This window comes from Bradyrhizobium sp. 141, assembly GCF_023074055.1.
GTDB lineage: Bacteria > Pseudomonadota > Alphaproteobacteria > Rhizobiales > Xanthobacteraceae > Bradyrhizobium.
In genome coordinates, this window is sequence record NZ_JADPKR010000027.1 from 18,629 (window position 1) to 37,971 (window position 19,343).

General features: G+C 63.5%; 20 protein-coding genes. 18 read left to right on the plus strand and 2 right to left on the minus strand.

What is annotated here, in order from left to right:
- Positions 1 to 50: 50 nt before the first annotated feature.
- Genes IVA81_RS10295 through IVA81_RS10330 form a run of 8 tightly spaced genes read left to right on the plus strand, consistent with a single transcriptional unit; the run spans position 51 to position 9,021 of the window.
- Positions 51 to 1,163, plus strand: a complete 1,113-nt coding sequence (locus tag IVA81_RS10295; RefSeq protein ID WP_247315614.1) for an NAD-dependent epimerase/dehydratase family protein — start codon at positions 51 to 53, stop codon at positions 1,161 to 1,163.
- On the plus strand, positions 1,163 to 2,221 hold the full coding sequence (locus tag IVA81_RS10300; protein ID WP_247315616.1) for an NAD-dependent epimerase/dehydratase family protein: 1,059 nt from the start codon (positions 1,163 to 1,165) through the stop codon (positions 2,219 to 2,221). The genes IVA81_RS10295 and IVA81_RS10300 overlap by 1 nt, the downstream gene beginning before the upstream one ends.
- Positions 2,218 to 3,504, plus strand: coding sequence for a TIGR04295 family B12-binding domain-containing radical SAM protein (locus tag IVA81_RS10305; RefSeq protein ID WP_247315619.1), 1,287 nt, complete (start codon positions 2,218 to 2,220; stop codon positions 3,502 to 3,504). The genes IVA81_RS10300 and IVA81_RS10305 overlap by 4 nt, the downstream gene beginning before the upstream one ends.
- Positions 3,501 to 4,613 (plus strand): glycosyltransferase family 4 protein, encoded by a 1,113-nt coding sequence (locus IVA81_RS10310; RefSeq protein ID WP_247315622.1) that lies wholly within the window; start codon positions 3,501 to 3,503, stop codon positions 4,611 to 4,613. The genes IVA81_RS10305 and IVA81_RS10310 overlap by 4 nt, the downstream gene beginning before the upstream one ends.
- The gene (locus IVA81_RS10315; protein WP_247315623.1) at positions 4,610 to 5,737 is read left to right on the plus strand and encodes a glycosyltransferase; all 1,128 of its coding nucleotides are present in this window, start codon (positions 4,610 to 4,612) and stop codon (positions 5,735 to 5,737) included. Before IVA81_RS10310 ends, IVA81_RS10315 begins: the two co-directional genes overlap by 4 nt.
- Positions 5,734 to 6,822 (plus strand): glycosyltransferase, encoded by a 1,089-nt coding sequence (locus tag IVA81_RS10320; RefSeq protein WP_247315626.1) that lies wholly within the window; start codon positions 5,734 to 5,736, stop codon positions 6,820 to 6,822. The genes IVA81_RS10315 and IVA81_RS10320 overlap by 4 nt, the downstream gene beginning before the upstream one ends.
- Positions 6,819 to 7,943, plus strand: a complete 1,125-nt coding sequence (locus IVA81_RS10325; RefSeq protein WP_247315629.1) for a glycosyltransferase — start codon at positions 6,819 to 6,821, stop codon at positions 7,941 to 7,943. Before IVA81_RS10320 ends, IVA81_RS10325 begins: the two co-directional genes overlap by 4 nt.
- Positions 7,944 to 7,956: 13 nt before the next feature.
- The gene (locus IVA81_RS10330) at positions 7,957 to 9,021 is read left to right on the plus strand and encodes a UDP-glucuronic acid decarboxylase family protein (protein WP_247315632.1); all 1,065 of its coding nucleotides are present in this window, start codon (positions 7,957 to 7,959) and stop codon (positions 9,019 to 9,021) included.
- 200 nt (positions 9,022 to 9,221) lie between these two features.
- On the opposite strand, the gene IVA81_RS10335 is transcribed toward IVA81_RS10330, so the two are convergent.
- Both IVA81_RS10335 and IVA81_RS10340 read right to left on the minus strand, forming a co-directional pair.
- Positions 9,222 to 9,692 carry a metallophosphoesterase family protein gene (locus tag IVA81_RS10335; RefSeq protein ID WP_247315635.1) on the minus strand — a complete coding sequence of 157 codons (471 nt, stop codon included), beginning with the start codon at positions 9,690 to 9,692 and terminating at the stop codon, positions 9,222 to 9,224.
- A 78-nt stretch (positions 9,693 to 9,770) separates the two neighbouring features.
- Positions 9,771 to 9,992: a hypothetical protein gene (locus tag IVA81_RS10340; protein WP_247315637.1), complete on the minus strand. Its 222-nt coding sequence runs from the start codon at positions 9,990 to 9,992 to the stop codon at positions 9,771 to 9,773.
- Here IVA81_RS10340 and IVA81_RS10345 point away from each other — a divergent pair.
- From IVA81_RS10345 to IVA81_RS10390, 10 genes are all read left to right on the plus strand, one after another.
- Positions 9,991 to 10,224 carry a hypothetical protein gene (locus IVA81_RS10345; protein WP_247315639.1) on the plus strand — a complete coding sequence of 78 codons (234 nt, stop codon included), beginning with the start codon at positions 9,991 to 9,993 and terminating at the stop codon, positions 10,222 to 10,224. The genes IVA81_RS10340 and IVA81_RS10345 overlap by 2 nt on opposite strands.
- A 67-nt stretch (positions 10,225 to 10,291) precedes the next feature.
- The gene (gene coxB, locus IVA81_RS10350; protein ID WP_247315644.1) at positions 10,292 to 11,302 is read left to right on the plus strand and encodes a cytochrome c oxidase subunit II; all 1,011 of its coding nucleotides are present in this window, start codon (positions 10,292 to 10,294) and stop codon (positions 11,300 to 11,302) included.
- Between the two features lie 2 nt (positions 11,303 to 11,304).
- A complete protein-coding gene (ctaD, locus tag IVA81_RS10355) occupies positions 11,305 to 13,212 on the plus strand; it encodes a cytochrome c oxidase subunit I (RefSeq protein ID WP_247315645.1) in 1,908 nt (635 codons plus the stop codon).
- Positions 13,209 to 13,808, plus strand: a complete 600-nt coding sequence (locus IVA81_RS10360) for a cytochrome c oxidase subunit 3 (protein ID WP_247315646.1) — start codon at positions 13,209 to 13,211, stop codon at positions 13,806 to 13,808. The genes ctaD and IVA81_RS10360 overlap by 4 nt, the downstream gene beginning before the upstream one ends.
- Positions 13,805 to 14,158, plus strand: coding sequence for a hypothetical protein (locus tag IVA81_RS10365; protein WP_247315648.1), 354 nt, complete (start codon positions 13,805 to 13,807; stop codon positions 14,156 to 14,158). The genes IVA81_RS10360 and IVA81_RS10365 overlap by 4 nt, the downstream gene beginning before the upstream one ends.
- Positions 14,146 to 15,069 carry a cytochrome c oxidase assembly protein gene (locus IVA81_RS10370; RefSeq protein ID WP_247315660.1) on the plus strand — a complete coding sequence of 308 codons (924 nt, stop codon included), beginning with the start codon at positions 14,146 to 14,148 and terminating at the stop codon, positions 15,067 to 15,069. The genes IVA81_RS10365 and IVA81_RS10370 overlap by 13 nt, the downstream gene beginning before the upstream one ends.
- Positions 15,070 to 15,200: 131 nt before the next feature.
- Positions 15,201 to 15,938, plus strand: coding sequence for a heme-binding protein (locus IVA81_RS10375; RefSeq protein WP_247315815.1), 738 nt, complete (start codon positions 15,201 to 15,203; stop codon positions 15,936 to 15,938).
- 103 nt (positions 15,939 to 16,041) lie between these two features.
- Positions 16,042 to 17,889, plus strand: coding sequence for a methanol/ethanol family PQQ-dependent dehydrogenase (locus IVA81_RS10380; protein ID WP_256469323.1), 1,848 nt, complete (start codon positions 16,042 to 16,044; stop codon positions 17,887 to 17,889).
- Positions 17,873 to 18,712, plus strand: a complete 840-nt coding sequence (locus IVA81_RS10385; RefSeq protein ID WP_247315671.1) for a substrate-binding domain-containing protein — start codon at positions 17,873 to 17,875, stop codon at positions 18,710 to 18,712. Before IVA81_RS10380 ends, IVA81_RS10385 begins: the two co-directional genes overlap by 17 nt.
- Positions 18,712 to 19,338 carry a cytochrome c gene (locus IVA81_RS10390; RefSeq protein ID WP_247315818.1) on the plus strand — a complete coding sequence of 209 codons (627 nt, stop codon included), beginning with the start codon at positions 18,712 to 18,714 and terminating at the stop codon, positions 19,336 to 19,338. Before IVA81_RS10385 ends, IVA81_RS10390 begins: the two co-directional genes overlap by 1 nt.
- Positions 19,339 to 19,343: the final 5 nt, after the last annotated feature.

Genomic DNA, 19,343 nt, shown 5'->3' on the forward strand with positions numbered 1-19,343 from the left:
CTCATCCAGGTCGATCCCGCGGGATCGGTCTCATGCGCACGGAGCGGTGAATGACGCGAGCATTGATCACGGGTGGCGCGGGATTCATCGGATCGCATGCGGCCGACAGCCTTTTGGCCGCTGGCTACGAGGTCAGACTACTCGACAATCTTTCGCCACAGGTCCACGGCGACAACCGTCAGCGCCCCTCCTATCTCGCCGCCGACGCGGAGCTCATCATCGGAGACGTGACCGATGCCGACGCTGTCGAACGCGCTCTGCGAGGGGCCGACATGGTCCTGCACCTCGCCTCCGTAGTCGGCGTCGGCCAGAGCATGTACGACATCGAGCCCTATGTCAGGACCAACGAGGTGGGCACCGCCGTGCTGCTGCAGGCGCTTTCAAAGGGTCCCGTCGAACGGCTGGTGGTGGCCTCCTCGATGAGTATCTATGGCGAAGGCCTCTATCGCAGTGCCGATCAAAGCGTGATCGCTTGTGAAGAACGGCCGATCGAACAACTCCGCAACGGCGACTGGGAATTGCGCGACAAGGCCGGCAGTCCCCTTGAGCCTGTTCCCACTCCCGAGACGAAGCAGCCTTCGCTGAGCTCGATCTATGCGTTGAACAAATATGCGCAGGAGCGGATGTGCCTGATCACGGGCAAGGCGTACGGCATTCCGACCTTGGCGCTGCGCTTCTTCAACGTGTTCGGTCCTCGCCAGGCCCTCTCCAATCCCTACACCGGGGTGCTCGCGATCTTCGCCGCCCGGCTGCTCAATGGACGACGACCTCTCGTGTTCGAAGATGGCCTTCAGCGCCGCGATTTCGTTCATGTGCATGACGTGGCTCGCGCGTGCCGCATGGCACTCGAGGCTGATCACGCCCAGGACGTCTTCAACGTCGGTTCGGGCCAGAGCCGTAACATCCTGTCGGTCGCCCAGGACCTCGCGGACGTCATGGGGCGGCCCGACATCGAACCCGAGATCACCCGAAAATATCGTGCAGGCGACATTCGACACTGCTTTGCCGATATCGGCAAATCTCGCGACGTGCTCGGCTTCATTCCGCACATCCACTTCAAGGACGGCCTTGAAGAGCTGGCAGAATACCTTGGCGACCAGATCGCGGACGATCAGGCCGAGCGAGCAACCCACGAGTTGCTGCAACGAGGATTGGTTGCGTGATGACTGACAACAGACCTGTCCTGATCACCGGAGGCTGCGGCTTCATCGGCTGCAATCTTGCCGACCGGCTCGCCGAGCGAGGCGATAACGTGCTGGTACTCGACAACCTTGCCCGCGCTGGCGTGCGTGAGAATGCTCAGTGGCTGAAGTCGAGGCACGGAGACCGGGTGGCGGTGACCATCGCCGACATCCGAGAGCCGATTCCCGTCATCGATGCCGTGCGCGAAGCCCGTGCGGTTCTGCACTTGGCCGCGCAGGTCGCCGTCACCGACAGCGTGAGCGATCCCGCTTCCGATTTCGAGATCAATGCCCGCGGTACGCTGAATGTGCTTGAAGCCGTTCGCCTGCACAATCGGCCGGCGCCTGTCATCTTCGCCTCGACCAACAAGGTGTACGGTCGTCTGATCGACGACAGCGCGATCACGCTGTCCGGCCGGCGCTATGTGCCGACGAGCGATGGTCTGGCTGGCGGTGTTTCCGAAGAGACGCCGCTCGATTTCTATAGCCCCTACGGTTGCTCCAAGGGCACTGCGGACCAGTACGTTCACGATTACGCCCGCGTGTTCGGGCTTCGTACGGTCGTGATGCGCATGAGCTGCATCTACGGCCCGCGTCAGTTCGGCACCGAGGACCAAGGCTGGATTGCACACTTTTTGCTGAGCGCGATTCGAGGAAATCCACTCACGATCTATGGCGACGGCAAGCAGGTTCGCGACGCGCTCCACGTTTCGGATGCCGTCAGCGCCTGGCTTGCGGCGCTTGACCGTATCGAGCTCGTCAGCGGACGCGTGTTCAATCTCGGTGGCGGTCCGCGCAATGCAATCAGTCTGCTGGAATTGATCGACCGGATCCGCGACCTGACCGGTCGAGGCGTCGCCTACAGTTTCGCTGACTGGCGTCCCGGCGATCAGCCCTGGTACGTCACCGATACAGGCGCCTTGTCCACTTCGCTTGCTTGGGCGCCGCAGGTTGAGGTCGCCGAAGGGCTCCGTTCGCTCTACACGTGGGTGCACAGCCGCTTCGGAGCATCAGGCAACAGCCGCGAGGCCATGGCATGACGCGGGTCGCCCTTATCAATCCCAACTGGGAGTTCGGCGGCAGCATCTATTTCGGCTGCCGGTCGCCTCACCTGCCGCTGGAGTTCGGCATCTCCGAGCACCATCTGAAGGCGGCTGGACACGAGACGCTGCTGATCGACGCCCACATGTTCGACCTGTCGCTTACCGACATCGAAGCCGAGCTGCGCGCGTTCGGTCCAGATCTGGTCGCCATTAGTACAGCCCCAACTTATCTGTTCTGGCGTTGCGCTCCTCCTGAGGTCCGCGTGCCGCAGCAGCTCGCGCTCGCGGTACGGGACCTCGCACCGGTCCTGGTCGCGGTCGGCCCTCACGGCTCGACCACACCAAAGGCGGCGCTGAAGAAGCTTGGTGCCGACATCGTCATCATGGGCGAATGCGAGATCTCGTTGCTCCGCCTGGCCAACGGCGAACGCGACTTTGCTGGCCTGTGCTTTAGGGACGGAGCTTCCATCCAGGTCAATGGTGGCCCGCAGGCTGCCCGCTTTACGGATCAGCCGCCGCTGCATTGGCCCGACGAGATGATCCGCCGGCATCACCATCACCATCATCGCTTTGAAGCCGAGCCGCTTGCACCTGGTGCCGAGGTCGAGGCCTCGCGAGGCTGTCCTTACAGCTGCACGTTCTGCGCCAAGGAAAACTTCCGCAACGCCTATCGCAGGCGTCCGCCCGCCGTCATTCTCGATGAGATCGACGGCCTCCGTGGTCAGGGCGTCGAATATGTCTACTTCATCGATGAGATCTTTCTCCCGAACGCCGAGCTGCTGCAGGAGCTGACGACGCGGGATCTGAAGTTCGGCGTGCAGACCCGGATCGACCTTTGGAAGCCCGACATGCTGGCCCTGCTCGGCCGCGCCGGCTGTGTTTCGATCGAGGCCGGGATCGAGAGCCTGACAGTTGAGGGGCGCGCCGCGCTTGCCAAGAACTGCAGAATGAGCACTGATCAGCTGACAGAGCGGCTGTCCGAAGCGCGTCGTCACGTTCCCTTCGTGCAGGCCAATTTGATTGAAATGCCCGAGGACGACGATCCGGTCGTGCAGCGCTGGCGTCGCCAGATGCAGGACGCCGGGGTCTGGGCCAATGACCCCGTCCCTCTCTATCCCTATCCGGGATCACCGGATTATCGCAAATTATGGGGCGAGCCCGACGACTTCGCCTGGGAGCGCGCCCATCAGCATTATCTCGCGATGTTCGACCGGTTCAGCGACGTCCAGAACGATCGCCCCGTCCCGCTCGATGCGCTCGAACTCCAGGTGGCGCCATGAGCCGCAGTTCGCACATTAGGCTCCTGATGACCACCGACACCGTGGGAGGCGTGTGGACCTATTCCTGCGGTCTCGCCGCCGATCTCGCAAACGCCGCTGTCGACGTCGTCCTGGTCACGATAGGTCCTCACGCGCGGACAGACGATCGGGCGCGCCTGCAGCGGTCCCGCGTGCGTCTGATCGAGACGGATCTCGCGCTCGAGTGGCAGGATCCTGAAGGCGCCAATGTGGCCGACGCGAGCCGCGTGCTCGCCAGCCTCGAAGCCAAGCTCAGGCCGGATGTCGTTCACCTCAATAGCTTCCGCGAAGCGTGTTTCGGCTGGCATGCGCCGACGGTGCTGGTGGCGCATTCCTGCGTCAATTCCTGGGCGCAAGCGTGCCGGGACACGACGTGGCTTGAGGAGCCGCGGTGGCGCCGCTACACCGAAGGCGTTGCCGCGGCTCTCGACCAGGCGCAGGCCTGGGTGTGCCCGAGCCAATCCTTTCACGACATGATTAGTGATATCTATGGTCCTCGTTCCAGAGGCACGGTGATCTGGAACGGGATTGCACCGGGCGATTTCGTCGGGCGAAAACAGGAGCTGATCTTCGCGGCCGGACGGCTTTGGGATCGTGCCAAGAACATCCAAGCTCTTGCGGCGGCCGCGCGTGGATTGGCCTGGCCTGTCGAAGTCGCGGGTGCCGCCGATGCGAGCCCCTCCGCCTCGGTGACCTGGCTCGGGCACCTGCCGCCGGAAGCCCTGCACGCCCGCCTACGGCATGCTGCAATTTTCGTAAGTCCGGCGCTCTATGAGCCGTTCGGCCTCTCGGTGCTAGAGGCCGCGGCAGCCGGCTGCGCGCTCGTCCTGTCCGATATCCCGACGTTCAGGGAGCTTTGGAACGGAGCTGCCATCTTCGTCGATCCGGCCGACACCGCCGCGCTGCATCATGTGCTCGCCGGCCTCTGCGTCGACGCGCGCGAGCGCTCGCGGCTCCAGCGTGCCGCCTACGAGCATTCGCTGACCTATTCGCAGGCGCGAATGACCAGCGCTTATTTGAGACTCTACGAAAGCTTGCTCTCATCGCAGCCTGTTGCGACCGGAGAAGACCGGATCGAGGTGCGGGCATGAAATGCGTTCTGTTCTACCATGCGTTCACCTCGTGCTGGAACAATGGCAACGCACACTTTCTCCGCGGCTACGCGCGCGAGTTGCATGCGCTGGGTCATGAGGTCGTCGTCGTCGAGCCGATCGATGGCTGGAGCCGATTGAATGCGATACGAGAAGGCGGTCCGCATGCACTCGACGACATCCCGACGCTGCTGCCGGGGATCGATATCCGCCGCTACGATGCCTTCCCCGACCTCGACAACGCCGCCGACGGTGCAGATCTTGTGATCGTCCACGAGTGGAATTCCCCCGATCTGATCGCGCAGCTCGGACGCAGGCGCGCGCAAGGGGCCCCCTCCACGCTGCTGTTTCACGATACTCACCACCGCGCCGTCAGCGCGCCCCACGAACTGGCGCAGTTCGATCTCGATGGGTTCGACGGCGTGCTTGCTTTCGGCGAGGTGCTTCGGCAGACCTACCTGAAGCTCGGATGGGCGGATCGCGCCTTCACTTGGCACGAGGCGGCGGATACCGCCTTGTACCATCCGCTGCCGGACATCGCGCGCACCGACGACCTCATCTGGATCGGCAATTGGGGCGACGGCGAGCGCGGGGCCGAGCTCAACGAGTTCCTCGTCGAGCCGGTTGCCGACTTGAAACTCCGGGCCAGCATCTATGGCGTCCGGTACTCGGACGCGGCTCTCGAGACGATTCGAACGGCCGGTATCCGATACCGCGGCTGGCTGCCGGCACATTGGGCTCCCGCAGCCTTTGCCAGCGCACGTGCGACGGTGCATGTGCCACGGGCGCCCTATGTCCGTTCTCTTCCGGGCATACCCACCATCCGCATCTTCGAAGCGATGGCGTGCGGCATTCCCCTGATCTCCGCCCCCTGGTCGGATGCGGAGGGCCTGTTCCCCGCGGGCGCCTATCTCAGCGTTGCCGATGGCGCACAGATGAAACAGGCATTGCGCACCCTCCTGGATGACCACGAGATGTCGTCAGCGATGGTGCAAACAGGGCTCCGTGTGATCAGCGAAAAGCACACCTGCCGCCATCGCGCGCACCAGCTCCTTGATATCGTCGAGAGCATCCGGGCCACGGGCCAGTCGCAGCGCAAGTCAACCGTCGGAGCGGTCGCATGAGGATCTGTTTCTTCGGATCGAGCCTCGTATCGTCCTACTGGAACGGCGCCGCGACCTACTATCGCGGCATGCTGAAAGAGATTGCGGCGCTCGGACACGAGGTCACCTTCTTCGAGCCGAACGCGTTCGAACGGCAGGCGCATCGCGACATCGACGACCCCGACTGGGCGCGCGTGGTCGTCTTTCCGGCAACATCGGACGGCTGGCGCGGCAGCCTGGAAGCCGCCGCCAAATCCGCGGACATGCTGGTCAAGGCCAGCGGCGTCGGGGTCTTCGATGAGGAGCTTGAGATCGCGGCCGCGACCATCCCCTCCAGAGCCATGCGCGTCTACTGGGATGTCGACGCGCCGGCCACGCTCGAAGCGATGGACCAGAACCCGCGGCATCATTTGCGCCGCGTCATCGCGTCCTACGACATGGTGCTGACCTATGGCGGCGGCGAGCCGGTCGTCTCCGCATACCGCGCCAGGGGTGCTCGCGATTGCATACCGATCTACAATGCGCTCGATCCGGCAACCCACTTCCCCGCACCGCGGATCGAGCGCTACGCCTGCGATCTCAGTCTACTGGCGAACCGGCTTCCCGATCGAGAGCAGCGCGTCGAGCGGTTCTTCATCGAGGTCGCCCGTCACTTGCCGGAAAAGAGCTTCGTGCTTGGCGGCTCCGGCTGGGAGACCAAGGACACGCCGGCCAATCTGCGCAAGGTCGGACACGTCGGCACCGCCGATCACAACGGCTTCTTCGGCTCGGCTCTCGCCACGCTCAACGTCAATCGCGACAGCATGGCGCGCTACGGCTTCTCGCCGCCGACACGCGTGTTCGAGGCCATCGGCGCCGGCGCCTGCCTGATTACCGATCAATGGGACGGGATTGATTATTTTCTGGAGCCCGACCGCGAGGTTCTGGTCGCGGCGACGGCGGCGGAGGTGGCCGGCCACATCAACACTTTGACCCCCGATCGCGCTCGGGTAATCGCCGGCCGCGCCCGCGCGCGCATCCTCGATCACCACACCTACCGGCATCGCGCGCGCCAGTTCAACGAACTCTTTGTCGGAAGCAGCTCACGCATCGAGGCAGCAGAATGAACCTCAACATCGTCGTCATCGGTCTTTCGGTCACATCCTCATGGGGCAACGGTCACGCCACGACCTACCGCGCCCTGATCGAAGCCCTGGCACAGCGAGGCCACCGCGTCAGCTTCCTCGAGCGCGACGTCGCCTGGTATCGCAATCATCGCGATCTGGTCAGTCCCTCCGCGTGGAACGTCCACCTCTATCAATCGCTCAGCGACATCCCATCACGCTTCGGATCGCTCATCCGCGCGGCCGATCTGGTGATGGTCGGTTCGTACGTGCCTGACGGCATCGCGATCTCTGACTGGGTGACGAGCCAGGCTCAGGGAATTACCGCCTTCTACGACATCGACACGCCGGTCACGCTGTCTCGCCTCGAGCAAGGCCTCGATTACATTTCTGCGGCAATGATTCCGCGTTTTGATTTGTATCTGTCCTTTACCGGCGGTCCGGTCCCGCAGATGATCGAGGAGAACTGCGGCAGCCCGCTGGCGCGCGCGCTCTACTGCAGCGCTGATACGAAGCTATACGCACCCAGGCGAGCGGAGCCAAAATGGTCGCTGGGTTACCTCGGAACGTACAGCGACGACAGGCAGCCTATTCTCGAGGAGTTGCTTCTGGCACCTGCCCGCGCCCTGCCGGCCGAGCAATTTGTGGTCGCAGGGGCACAATACCCCGAGCACATCAGTTGGCCCGCCAATGTGACCCGGATCGAGCATCTCACGCCGCAGCAACATCCGACGTTCTATTCCGAACAGCGCTTCACCCTGAATGCGACGCGGAGCGATATGCGCGCGCTTGGCTTCTCACCCAGCGTTCGCCTGTTCGAGGCCGCGGCCTGCGGAAGACCGATCATCTCGGACCGATGGCCGGGCATTGAAACAATATTCGAGCCTTCGTCCGAAATCCTCATCGTCTCCGAGCCAAATGAGGTAATCGAGATCCTGCGGGACATGCCTGAAGAACGCCGGCGAAAGATTGCGGAGAACGCGAGACGGCGGGTTCTTGCTGATCACACGTCAGAGCATCGGGCGCAGCAACTGGAGACCTACTATCTGGAGGCTCGCGCGCGGCTGCGTCGGAAATCCAAGAGAATGCCTGAAATCCGGACTGTGCAGGTCGCCGAGCTCTGAAGGGAGAATAACCGTGACGTTTCAAACTCGCATTCGTGCTCCGCGCCTGACCTCGACCGCCTTGATCGCCGGCGGTGCCGGCTTTATCGGCTCGCACCTATGTGATGCGCTGCTGCAGCGCGGCCACAGGGTGATTTGTCTCGACAACCTCTTCACCGGCACGATCGCAAACATCCGGCCCCTGCTCAACCACCCGAAGTTTCGCTTCGTCGAGCACGACGTTCGTGAGCCGCTGGACATCGACGAGCCGGTCGATCGGATCTACAGCCTGGCCTGCCCGGCCTCGCCGCGTCATTATCAGAAGGATCCGATCGGCACGATGAATACGTGCGTGATCGGCACCATGAACATGCTCGAGCTTGCGCGCCGCAAATCGGCTCGCGTGCTTCAGGCATCCACCAGCGAGGTGTATGGCGACCCCGAGATTCACCCTCAGCCGGAATCCTACTTCGGCAACGTCAATCCGATCGGTCCGCGCGCCTGTTACGACGAAGGCAAGCGCGCCGCAGAGACGTTGATGTTCGACTACCACCGGCAGCACGGAATCGAGATCAAGGTCGCGCGCATTTTCAATACTTACGGGCCCCGCATGCTGGAGAACGACGGACGGGTCGTCTCGAACTTCATCGTGCAGGCCCTGCGGGGCGAACCGATCACGATCTACGGCCGCGGGACTCAGACCAGAAGCTTCTGCTTCGTCGACGATCTCGTGCGCGGATTGCAGCTTCTGATGGAGAGCCCGGCCGAGGTCACCGGGCCATGCAATCTGGGAAACCCGCATGAGGTCACGATCGAAGCCATCGCCCGCGAAGTTCTGTCGTACACCCGTTCGGCGTCCCCGCTTCGGTTCGAGGCGATGCCCAAGGACGATCCCAAACGTCGCAAGCCCGTCATCGACATCGCCGAACGGTCGTTGGGATGGCGTCCGCGCGTGCCGCTGAAAGACGGGCTGCAGGCGACCATCGCCTATTTCGCGCTTCGCATTGCGACCGATGCCCCGGCGTTGACGCCGGCAATCTCCGCGGGCAGGACGGGCCGTACGGCCCGCGGACGACTGACCCTTGCGGAGCGCACGTGATGACGTTCTAAAACGCTAAAACAACCCCATGCACAGTAGCCGGGCCAAGCAAAATCAAAGACTTGACTGCGCGTCGCCGGACGTTGCGGATTTTGCGAACTCCTGATTGCGACGTCGGGCAAATCAGGTGCATGATGTCATCCTCGCTCGCTGCCGTTTGGAAGACGGCCGATGCTTCATCCTCGGCCGTCCTGGCCCCATCAAACGTGGTCGAGGTCGTGGATGACGGGACGGAGGGGGCCGTCCTTGTCCAATTCGAGCGTTGCCAGTGTGATCGGCAGCTTGAATCGCCGCCGCCCGGCGCTTCCCGGATTGAGGTAAAGCACGCCCTCCTTGGTGCTGATCTGCACACGATGGGAATGGCCCGACACCACGATGTCGATACCGAGATCAGCCGGTATAACGGTCAGATCGTTGAGGTCATGCAAAATGTAGAAGCAGTGACCGCCCAGGCGCAACGTTTGCGTGTCAGGATAGGATTTTGTCCACGCGCCTCGGTCGACGTTCCCCCTGATCGCGGTGACCGGCGCTATTCGGCGAAGCGCCTCCACGACTTCGGGAGCGCCGATGTCGCCGGCATGGATGATATGGGACACGCCGGCGAAGCAGCGTTCCACCTCCGGCCTCAGAAGCCCGTGCGTGTCAGAGATCACTCCGATCGTGAATGACATGCCAGATCAAGCCTTGTCGAGGCGCCTTGCCGGATCAAACCTCACTGCAGGACGTCCAGACGCACACGGCCGATCTCCTCACCATCCTGATTCGTCACAGGATCGAGAAGTGACGCCCCGAAGGTCGGGACGCTCTTTCAAAAGACGCCGTGCAATCTCTTCAGCAACATCCAGCGCCTGCATGTCGTCCGCCAGCTCAGCGCCCCCTTCGTCGGTCACTGTCTCGGAATCCACCAAATCGAAATGATAGGGCGGCACGTTCGACTCGTCGAGTTTCCCGTCGGGAACGCCCGCTGTCATGGCTTCGTTCCGCACGACACGGGGCACCGATGGCCAGACCGCCGCAGAACAGGAACCGCCCGGTCAGCACAATATTGCTGAACAGGACATCGGCGTCAGGAGTCAACACATGCCGGAAGAATTGCGCGTGCTTGCCCAACCCGGCGCGATGATCGCCACGCTCGCCGTGCTGCTGCTGATGGCCGCCGGCGATGCAGCCATCTTCGGGGCCGTCAAAGGCTGGCCGTTCTAGGGGTCCCGATTAGGAACCTTTGTAGGATTGGTCGGTTCCGCCCTGAAGCGGAGTACGGCGAGCGTCGATGCCAGCCTGGGTGCAAAAGGTTCTGGTGCTATGCACGACCTGGCTGCTGGCCGCATGCGCGGGCCGGCAGTCCGCACTCGACCCGCAGGGGCTGCAATCCGGCCAGATCAGATCCACGTTTTTCATTTTCCTCGCCGTCTCGGCGATGGTCTGGATCGCGGTTGTCCTCGTCCTCGCCGTTGGAATGCTGCGCCGGAAGCGTGCCACCCATACACCGCTCGACCTCCACGAGGGCTTCGAGCAACGTGCAGGCCGCCTCGTCCTGGGGCTCGGCGTGGCAACAACCGTGATCGTGCTCGGGCTCTCCTTTGTCAGCTATGCCGGCCAGCGCAACGTCTTCGCCAAGGACGAGCACGCCCTCACACTCAAGATCATCGGCCACCAATGGTGGTGGGAGGTTCACTATGAAGCCGACAGTCCGCACCAGAGCTTCGTGACTGCGAACGAGATCCGGATCCCCACCGGTCAACCGATCAAAGTCGAGCTGGAATCGGCCGATGTGATCCACAGCTTCTGGGTGCCCAGCCTGACCGGCAAGATGGACCTCATCACCGGCCAAAAAAACGAGCTGCAGTTCACGGCGAAGAATGCCGGGGTCTATCGCGGACAATGCGCCGAGTTCTGCGGCCTCCAGCATGCCCACATGGCTTTTGATGTCATCGCCTTGCCGCCGGACGAATTCGGCCGCTGGCGCGATCACCAGAACCAGAGCGCGCAAAGCCCTGCAGATCAGCTCGGCAGGCAGGGCGAGGCGTTGTTCCGCGCGCGGGGCTGCGCGCTGTGCCACAACATTAGCGGCACGCTGGCCGGCGGGCAGCTTGGTCCCGATCTCACGCATGTCGGCAGCCGCACGACCATCGCGGCGGGAACGCTGCCGAACAATCCAGCGACGCTCGGTGCGTGGATCTCCGACCCTCAGCATATCAAGCCGGGCAATCTCATGCCGAAGATGCCGCTGCAATCGAACGAGCTCATTGCGATCCTTCACTATCTGGAGCAGCTCAAGTGAGCATGGCCGCTGAAAAAAACCAGCTGCGCGACGACGTCCTGAACGGCTTCCAGCTCTCCCAGCAGCTCGAGCGGATCTGGCGCACACCATCGGGGCTGCTCGGCGCGCTCATGTCGGTGGATCACAAGGTCGTGGGGCGCCGCTACATCGTGACCGCGTTCGTCTTCCTGCTTCTCGGCGGCATTCTTGCGGTCCTGATGCGCATTCAACTCGCCGGCCCCGAGAACACTTTCCTGTCGGCGGACAAATACAACCAGATCTTCACGATGCACGGCTCGACCATGATGTTCCTGTTCGCCGTGCCGGTCATGGAGGCGTTCGCCGTCTACCTCGTGCCGCTGATGGTCGGCACGCGCAACATCGCCTTCCCACGCCTGAATGCCTTCAGCTACTGGATGTTCCTGTTCGGAGGCTGCTTCCTCTGGATCTCCTTCGCGCTCAATGTCGGTCCGGACGTGGGTTGGTTTGCCTACGTTCCGCTGTCCTCGTTGCAGTACACGCCGACGAAGCGTCCAGACGTCTGGGCGCAGATGATCACCTTCACCGAGGTCGCCGCGCTCGCCGTTGCCGTGGAGATCATCGTGACCGTGTTCAAGCAGCGCGCACCCGGCATGACGCTCGACCGCATCCCCCTCTTCGTCTGGGCGATGCTGGTCACGGCCTTCCTGGTGATGTTCGCAATGCCCTCGATCATGGTGGCATCGACGTCGCTGATCCTCGACCGCCTCGTCAATACGCGCTTCTACGACTCTTCCTCGGGGGGCCATCCCCTGCTCTGGCAGCATCTGTTCTGGTTCTTCGGCCATCCCGAGGTTTACATCATCTTAATTCCGGGCACCGGCATGGTCTCGGCAATCCTCGCGACGTTCGCCCGCCGGCCGGTGGTCGGCTATCCCGTCGTCATTCTCTCGCTGATCGCGACCGGCTTCCTGTCGTTCGGTCTGTGGGTCCACCACATGTTCGTGACGGGCCTGCCTCAACTTGGCGCCGGCCTGTTCACGGCGTCCAGCATGCTGATCGCAGTGCCGAGCGGCCTGCAGATCTTCTGCTGGCTGGCGACGCTCTGGGACGGACGGCCGGTCTACCGGACGCCGCTGCTGTTCGTGCTCGGCTTCATCGTGATCTTTGTGCTCGGCGGGCTGTCCGGCGTGATGGTCGCCTCGGTGCCGATCGACACCCAGGTGCACGACACCTATTTCGTTGTCGCCCACTTCCATTACGTGCTGATCGGCGGCGCCGTCTTCCCGCTGATCGGCGCGGTCTATTACTGGTTTCCCAAGATCACCGGGCGCATGCTGAGCGAAAGGCTCGGGCGCTGGAATTTCTGGCTGGCCTTCATCGGCTTCAACATCGCGTTTTTTCCGATGCATATTCTCGGACTGATCGGAATGCCGCGCCGGGTCTACACCTACACCGCCGACATGGACTGGGCGCATCTGAACCTGCTGTCCAGCGGCGGCGCGCTCATCTTCGCGCTCAGCTTCGCGCTGCTGCTCATCAACGTCGTTTACAGCGCGCGAAAGGGCACGCTCGCCGGCGACAATCCCTGGAACGCCTCGACGCTGGAATGGGCGACCGCCTCGCCGCCGCCGCCGCAGAACTTCGACCGCATTCCCGTCGTCAAGCACCGCGACCCGTTGTGGGCCGATGGCGAAAGCCTGCCCGTGGTCGCGGGCCTCAGTGCAGAGCGGCGGGAGGTGCTGCTGACGTCGCTTGCGGAAGCCGAGCCGCAGGTCCGCGAGGCTTCGCCCGAGCCGAGCATCTGGCCGCTGCTCGCGGCGATCGCGATGACGATCTTCTTCATCGGATCGATCTTCACGCCCTGGGCCGTGCTGTGGGGCACGCCGCCGATGGCCATCGCCCTGATCGGCTGGTTCTGGCCGACCGGCAGCAAGGAGGACGAGGCGTGAGGCAGACCATCGTACGCGACGTCTCTGACCTGCCGACCTTCGGCTTCGGCCCGCGCAGCGGACCCTGGTGGGGCGCCATGGGCTTCATGGCCCTGGAGGGCATGGGCTTCGCGATCGCCGTCGGCGCCTACCTCTACCTCTATGCCATCAATTCGAGCTGGCCGATCGGTGCGTCACCGCCCGATCTATGGCCCGGCACGCTCGAGGTCGTGCTTTATCTGCTCAGCATCATTCCCAACGAGTACACCAGCCGCGCGGCCCATCGGTTTGATCTGCGCAAGGTCCGTGTCGGCCTGATCGTGATGTCGCTGATCGGCATCGTGCTTCTGGTGCTCCGCGGCTTCGAGTTCGCGCATCTCAACACCCGCTGGGACAATTCGGCCTACGGGTCGATCGTCTGGCTCATCCTTGGATTGCACACCACGCATCTCGCAACGGACCTGGGCGACACCGTCGTGCTGGCAGTGCTGATGTTCACGCGGCACGCCAAGCCGCGTCGCTTCAGCGACGTGACCGACAACGTGTTCTACTGGAATTTCGTCGTGCTTGCCTGGTTGCCGCTCTATGTCCTGCTCGATTGGGTGCCGCGCCTATGACCGACACTGACGGACGCAGCAGACTGCTGTATTGGGCCGGCGTCGCCCTTGGGCCGCTGGCATGGGGAGTCAATCTGCAAGGCATCTACGCGCTCGCGCATTTCTCTTGCGAGACCACCAGAACCTCCGGCGCGATCATGAGCGCTGCTCTGGCTATTATCGCCCTTTTGGGCACGGCCATTTCGGCCCGCGCGGTTCGGCGCAGAGCCGGGGCTGAATGGGCCGATGCACAAGGCGGCGGGCCGAGCACCTTCATGGCCTGGCTCGGCGTCGGCAGTGGCGTGCTGTTCGCGCTGGTCATTGCCAACCAGCTCGCCGCCTCCCTGATGATCAGCCCATGCCTGCGCTGAGGATTACGATATTGTTGTTGGCGCTGCTTGCGCAGCCGGCCCTTGCCCACGGCCTTTCGGATGTCGATACCGGATCGCTCTGGAGCTACGATCCCTGGCTGCTCGCTCCGCTCTACGCGGTCGGCATCGCCTTCTATATCGGGACGCAGCGTCTGTGGCGACAAGCGGGCGGAGGCCGGGGCGTCAGCTTCCGCCAGGTCGGCGCATTCTGGACCGGCTGGCTGATCACGGCGCTTGCCACGACTTCGCCGCTGCACTGGCTCGGCGAACGCCTCTTTACCGCCCACATGGTCGAGCACGAATTGCTCATGGTCGTCGCCGCTCCGCTGATGGCCTATGCACGGATCAACGGCCCTCTGCTGTGGAGCCTGCCGTCATCACTTCGACCGGCAGCCGGCCGGTTTCTCAATCTGCCGATATTGGCCGTGCCGTGGCATTTCATCAGCCATCCTGTCAGCGCAACAGCGCTTCATGGCGCAGCGCTGTGGGCCTGGCACGTCCCGCCTCTGTATGCCTGGGCCTTGGAAAATCCCGGGGTGCATCGTTTCCAGCACATCAGCTTCTTTGCGACGGCGCTGTTGTTCTGGTGGGTGCTGCTCTACGGCCGTGGACAGGATCGCAGCAGCCGCGTGCGCGACGGCATCGCGATCGGCTGCCTCTTCATCACGATCCTGCATTCCGGCGTGCTCGGCGCCCTGCTGACGGTGTCGCCGCGGCTCTGGATTCCGGCTCAGGGCGCATTGGCCGGTGAATTCGGCCTGTCGCCGCTTGAAGATCAGCAGCTCGCGGGCATCCTGATGTGGGTGCCGATGGGCATCCTGTACACGGGCGCGGCGTTGTTCTTTGCTCATCGGTGGCTGACGGCGAACGATGCGCATACGCGCCTGTCGCTCGCGCGGAATGCCGGCTGAGAGAGGCTCTCTTTTCATAGGAACCGCAGGTTCGAGTCCGACGTTCGCCTGCCAAACATCAGATCCCCGGAGGCGATATGGGTAAACTCTCCGTCATGGCGGCAGCTGTAGTGGCAGCCGCCGCATCTTCGATGTCGGTAAGCTCCCTCGCACAGGACCAGCCCCATCCGGCACTGTCCTGCCCAGTCGACCATGATCAGCTCGCCGACACGCTCAAGAAGAACGTGAAGCCGGGTGGCGGGCCGAGCAATGGCGGATTGGACAACAACGAATGGGCTGCCGTCGTCAATCGGCAGGGCATTGTCTGCGCGGTCGCCTATAGCGGCAGCAAGGTCGACGACCAGTGGCTGGGCAGCCGGGCCATCGCGGCCGAGAAGGCCAACACGGCCAATGCATTCAGCCTCAAGGACAAGGCGATCGCGACGGCCAACCTCTATGCCGGCGCGCAGCCTGGCGGGTTCCTGTTCGGTGCGGCCCTCGGCAACCCGCCGTCCCCGGAGGTCCTGTACGCGGGAACACCGGAGCAATTCGGCACGTCCCACGATCCGATGGTGGGCAAGCCGATCGGCGGGACGATCGTGTTTGGCGGCGGCTTGGCCCTCTATGACGGCAACGGCATTGCCGGCGCGCTGGGCGTCAGTGGCGACAGCTCCTGCGCGGATCACAACGTGGCCTGGCGCGTGCGTCATCAGCTCGGGCTCGACCGCGTGCCGGCCGGCGTCAGCCCCAACATGAAAGACGCGATCATCTATGACATCGGGCCCGACGGCAAAAGCCCCTCGGGATTCGGGCATCCCAAGTGTAACGGCAAGGAAGATCAGATCGCAGTCGATCTCGGCGCCGGCGTATCCGGCAATGTGGTGAGATAGCCCGCCTCTGCTCTTGGAACCAAGCGGAGGCGCAACGTTTGTACGTTCGCAAACCGGCCTGCAACGCGGCACGGCCTCATCACTGCCGTGGAGATCTTTACATATGTTAGTGCGTGGTCTCACGCGTTTGCTGAAGCGGATTCCAGTTGTCCTCTGCGCTTGCTGTGCCGTGCTGTCGTCGGCGTCCGCCCAGAGCGATCTCGCCGGCCGCATGAAAGATCCGGGCCAATGGCCGATGGCGGCGCGCGACTACGCCAATACGCGCTACAGCGAGCTCGACCAGATCAACGCGTCCAACGCATCGCGCCTTCAGCTTGCCTGGACCTTCTCGGTCGGAGCCGACCGCGGCCAGGAGGCGGCGCCGCTGGTGGTCGACGGCACCATGTATGTGGTCGGCCCCTATGCAGGCCCCTACCCCAACCGCGTCTTCGCGCTCGATGCCACGACAGGCGAGTTGAAATGGTCCTATGCGCCGAAGCCCGAGCCTGCGGCCGCAGGGGTTGCCTGTTGCGACGTGGTCAGTCGCGGGCTCGCGTTCGACAACGGCAAGATCTTCCTGAATACGCTCGACAACCACACCGTCGCGCTCGACGCCAAGACCGGCAAGGAGCTGTGGCACACCAAGCTCGGGGAGATCAACAAGGGAGAGACCATCACGATGGCGCCCGTGGTGGTCAGGGGCAAGGTGCTCGTCGGCAACAGCGGCGGCGAGATGGGTGTGCGCGGCTGGGTCACCGCGCTCGATGAAGACACCGGCGCGATCACGTGGCGCGCCTACGCCACAGGGCCGGACAAGGACGTCCTGATCGGCGACGACTTCAAGCCCTTCTATGACAATCTCAGGGGCAAGGATCTCGGCGTGAAGACGTGGCCCGCCGACCGCTGGCAGGTTGGCGGCGGCACCATGTGGGGATGGATCTCCTACGATGCCGAGCTCAATCTGATTTACTACGGCACCGCCAATCCGAGCCCGTGGAATGCCAACCAGCGCAGTGGCGACAATCTCTGGAGCACCACGATCTTTGCCCGTGATCCGGACACCGGCCGCGCCAAATGGGCCTACCAGATCAACCCGCACGATTTGTTCGACCACGACGAGATCAACGAGAACGTGCTGGTCGATCTCGAGCTCAACGGGCAGACGCGCAAGGTTCTCATCCACCCGGGCCGCAACGGCTATATGTACGTGATCGATCGCGCCACCGGTGAAGTGATCTCGGCGGACGCCTTTGAATTCATCAACGCCTATAAGGGCGTCGATCTCAAGACCGGCAAGATCATTCCGAACGAGGAGAAGACGCCGCTCGCCGGCAAGACCGTCGAGAACATCTGCCCGGCCGCGCCGGGCGCCAAGGACTGGCAACCGACCGCATGGTCGCCCCGCACCAAGCTGCTCTATGTGCCGCACCAGCATCTCTGCATGAATTTCAAGGCATCGCAGGTCGGCTACATCGCCGGCACGCCCTATGTCGGCGCCGATGTCGACATGTACGCAGGTCCCGGCGGCCATCGCGGCGAGTTCATGGCGTGGGACCCCGTCGCACGCAAGAAGGTCTGGGAGATCCGCGAGAAGCTGCCGGTCTGGAGCGGCGCGCTGGTGACTGCCGGCGACGTCGCCTTCTACGGCACCATGGATCGCCTGTTCAAGGCAGTGGATGCCAAGGATGGGCATGTGCTCTGGCAATTCCGCGCCGGCTCCGGATTCATCGGCCAGCCGATTTCCTATCGCGGATCCGACGGACAGCAATACATCGCGATCCTGTCCGGCGTCGGCGGCTGGCCGGGCGTCGTCGCCAATGCGGAGGTGGATCAACGCGTGCGCAACGGCGCGCTGGGCTTCACCGGCGCCATGCAGGACCTGCCGTTTTACACCGCAGGTGGCAGTGAGCTGCTGGTGTTCAAGCTTGGCGGCGCGAATGGTGAGGAGAGCAGCCATGCGCCTGCGAAATAATCGTGCCGCCATCATCGCCGGCGTTGTCCTGTCGCTCGCGACGAGTGTGGCGGCAGCCACGGACGGCGCGGTTCGGGTTTGCGCCGATCCGAACAATTTGCCGTTCTCGAACAGCGCCGAGGCGGGATTCGAGAACAAGCTTGCCGCCATGGTGGCCGCGGCTTTCGGCGAGCAGGTCTCCTACACCTGGTGGGCGCAGCGACGCGGCTTCATCCGCAACACGCTGAAAGCGGGAAAGTGCGATGTGGTGATGGGCATGCCCGCCGGCTACGATCTCGTGGAGACGACCAGGCCCTATTATCGCTCGGCTTATGTCTTCGTCACGCGCCAGGATCGCCAGCTCGATCTCTCCTCGCTGCTTGACCCGCGCCTGCACGATCTTACGATCGGCGTGCATCTGATCGGCGATGACGGCAACAATCCGCCGCCTGCCCAGGCGCTCGGCAACCACGGCATCGTCGACAATTTGCGCGGCTACTCGATCTACGGCGATTATCGCGAGGCCAATCCGCCGGCGCGCTTGATCGAGGCCGTGGAGAGCGGCGAGATCGATGTCGCCGCCGCCTGGGGACCATTGGGGGGGTATTTCGCGCAGCGCTCCCCAGTGCCGCTGACGGTCACGCCGATCCGGGACACCGAGCGCTTTGCGCCTCAGCAATTCCAGTTCGCCATCGCGATGGGCGTGCGCAAAGGCGACCAAGCCCTGCGCGATCGGCTCAATGCCTTCATTGACGAGCACCGGTCCGAGATCAACGCCTTGCTGCGAACCTACGGCGTGCCTCTGGTGAATCTGCCCGTCACGGCCTCGGGAGGACATCAATGATGTCGTTGCGCGCAAGCATGCTGTCGTTGCTGCTGTTGTTCGCGCCCAGCGGCGCAACATTCGCCCAGCAGACCCTGCCGCAATCCCAGGAGGCGCAGCAGCCAGTGCTGGGGCCGCGCCCCAATTTCGGCGGCAGCGTCGGCAACGGCAGGCCCGGCGTCTTCATGCAGGTTCCGGTCAGCCATCTGTTTCCCGGCGCGCAGCCGGACCCGCCGCAGATCAAGAACCCCGTGCAAGGCGATCCGAACGCCGAGCAGCGCGGCATGACCTATTACGTCAACTTCAACTGCGTCGGCTGCCACGCGGCCAATGGCGGCGGCGGCATGGGTCCGGCGCTGAGCAACAGTACCTTCACCTATGGTGCGCAGCCCGCGAATATCTATCTCTCAATCTACCAGGGACGGCCGAACGGCATGCCGGCCTGGGGTGGCGTGCTGCCCGACAGCGTGATCTGGGATCTCGTCACCTATATCGGCAAGCTCAGCAACGAGCCGAGCCGGCAATGGGGCCGCACCTTCTCGGCCAACCCGCTGTCGCCCGAGGTCGAGCAAGTCCCGACCGAGCAGGTCTCGACGACCGATCCCTGGTCCGCCACCAAGGCCTTCAGTTTCGGCCAGAAGCCGTGATTGAA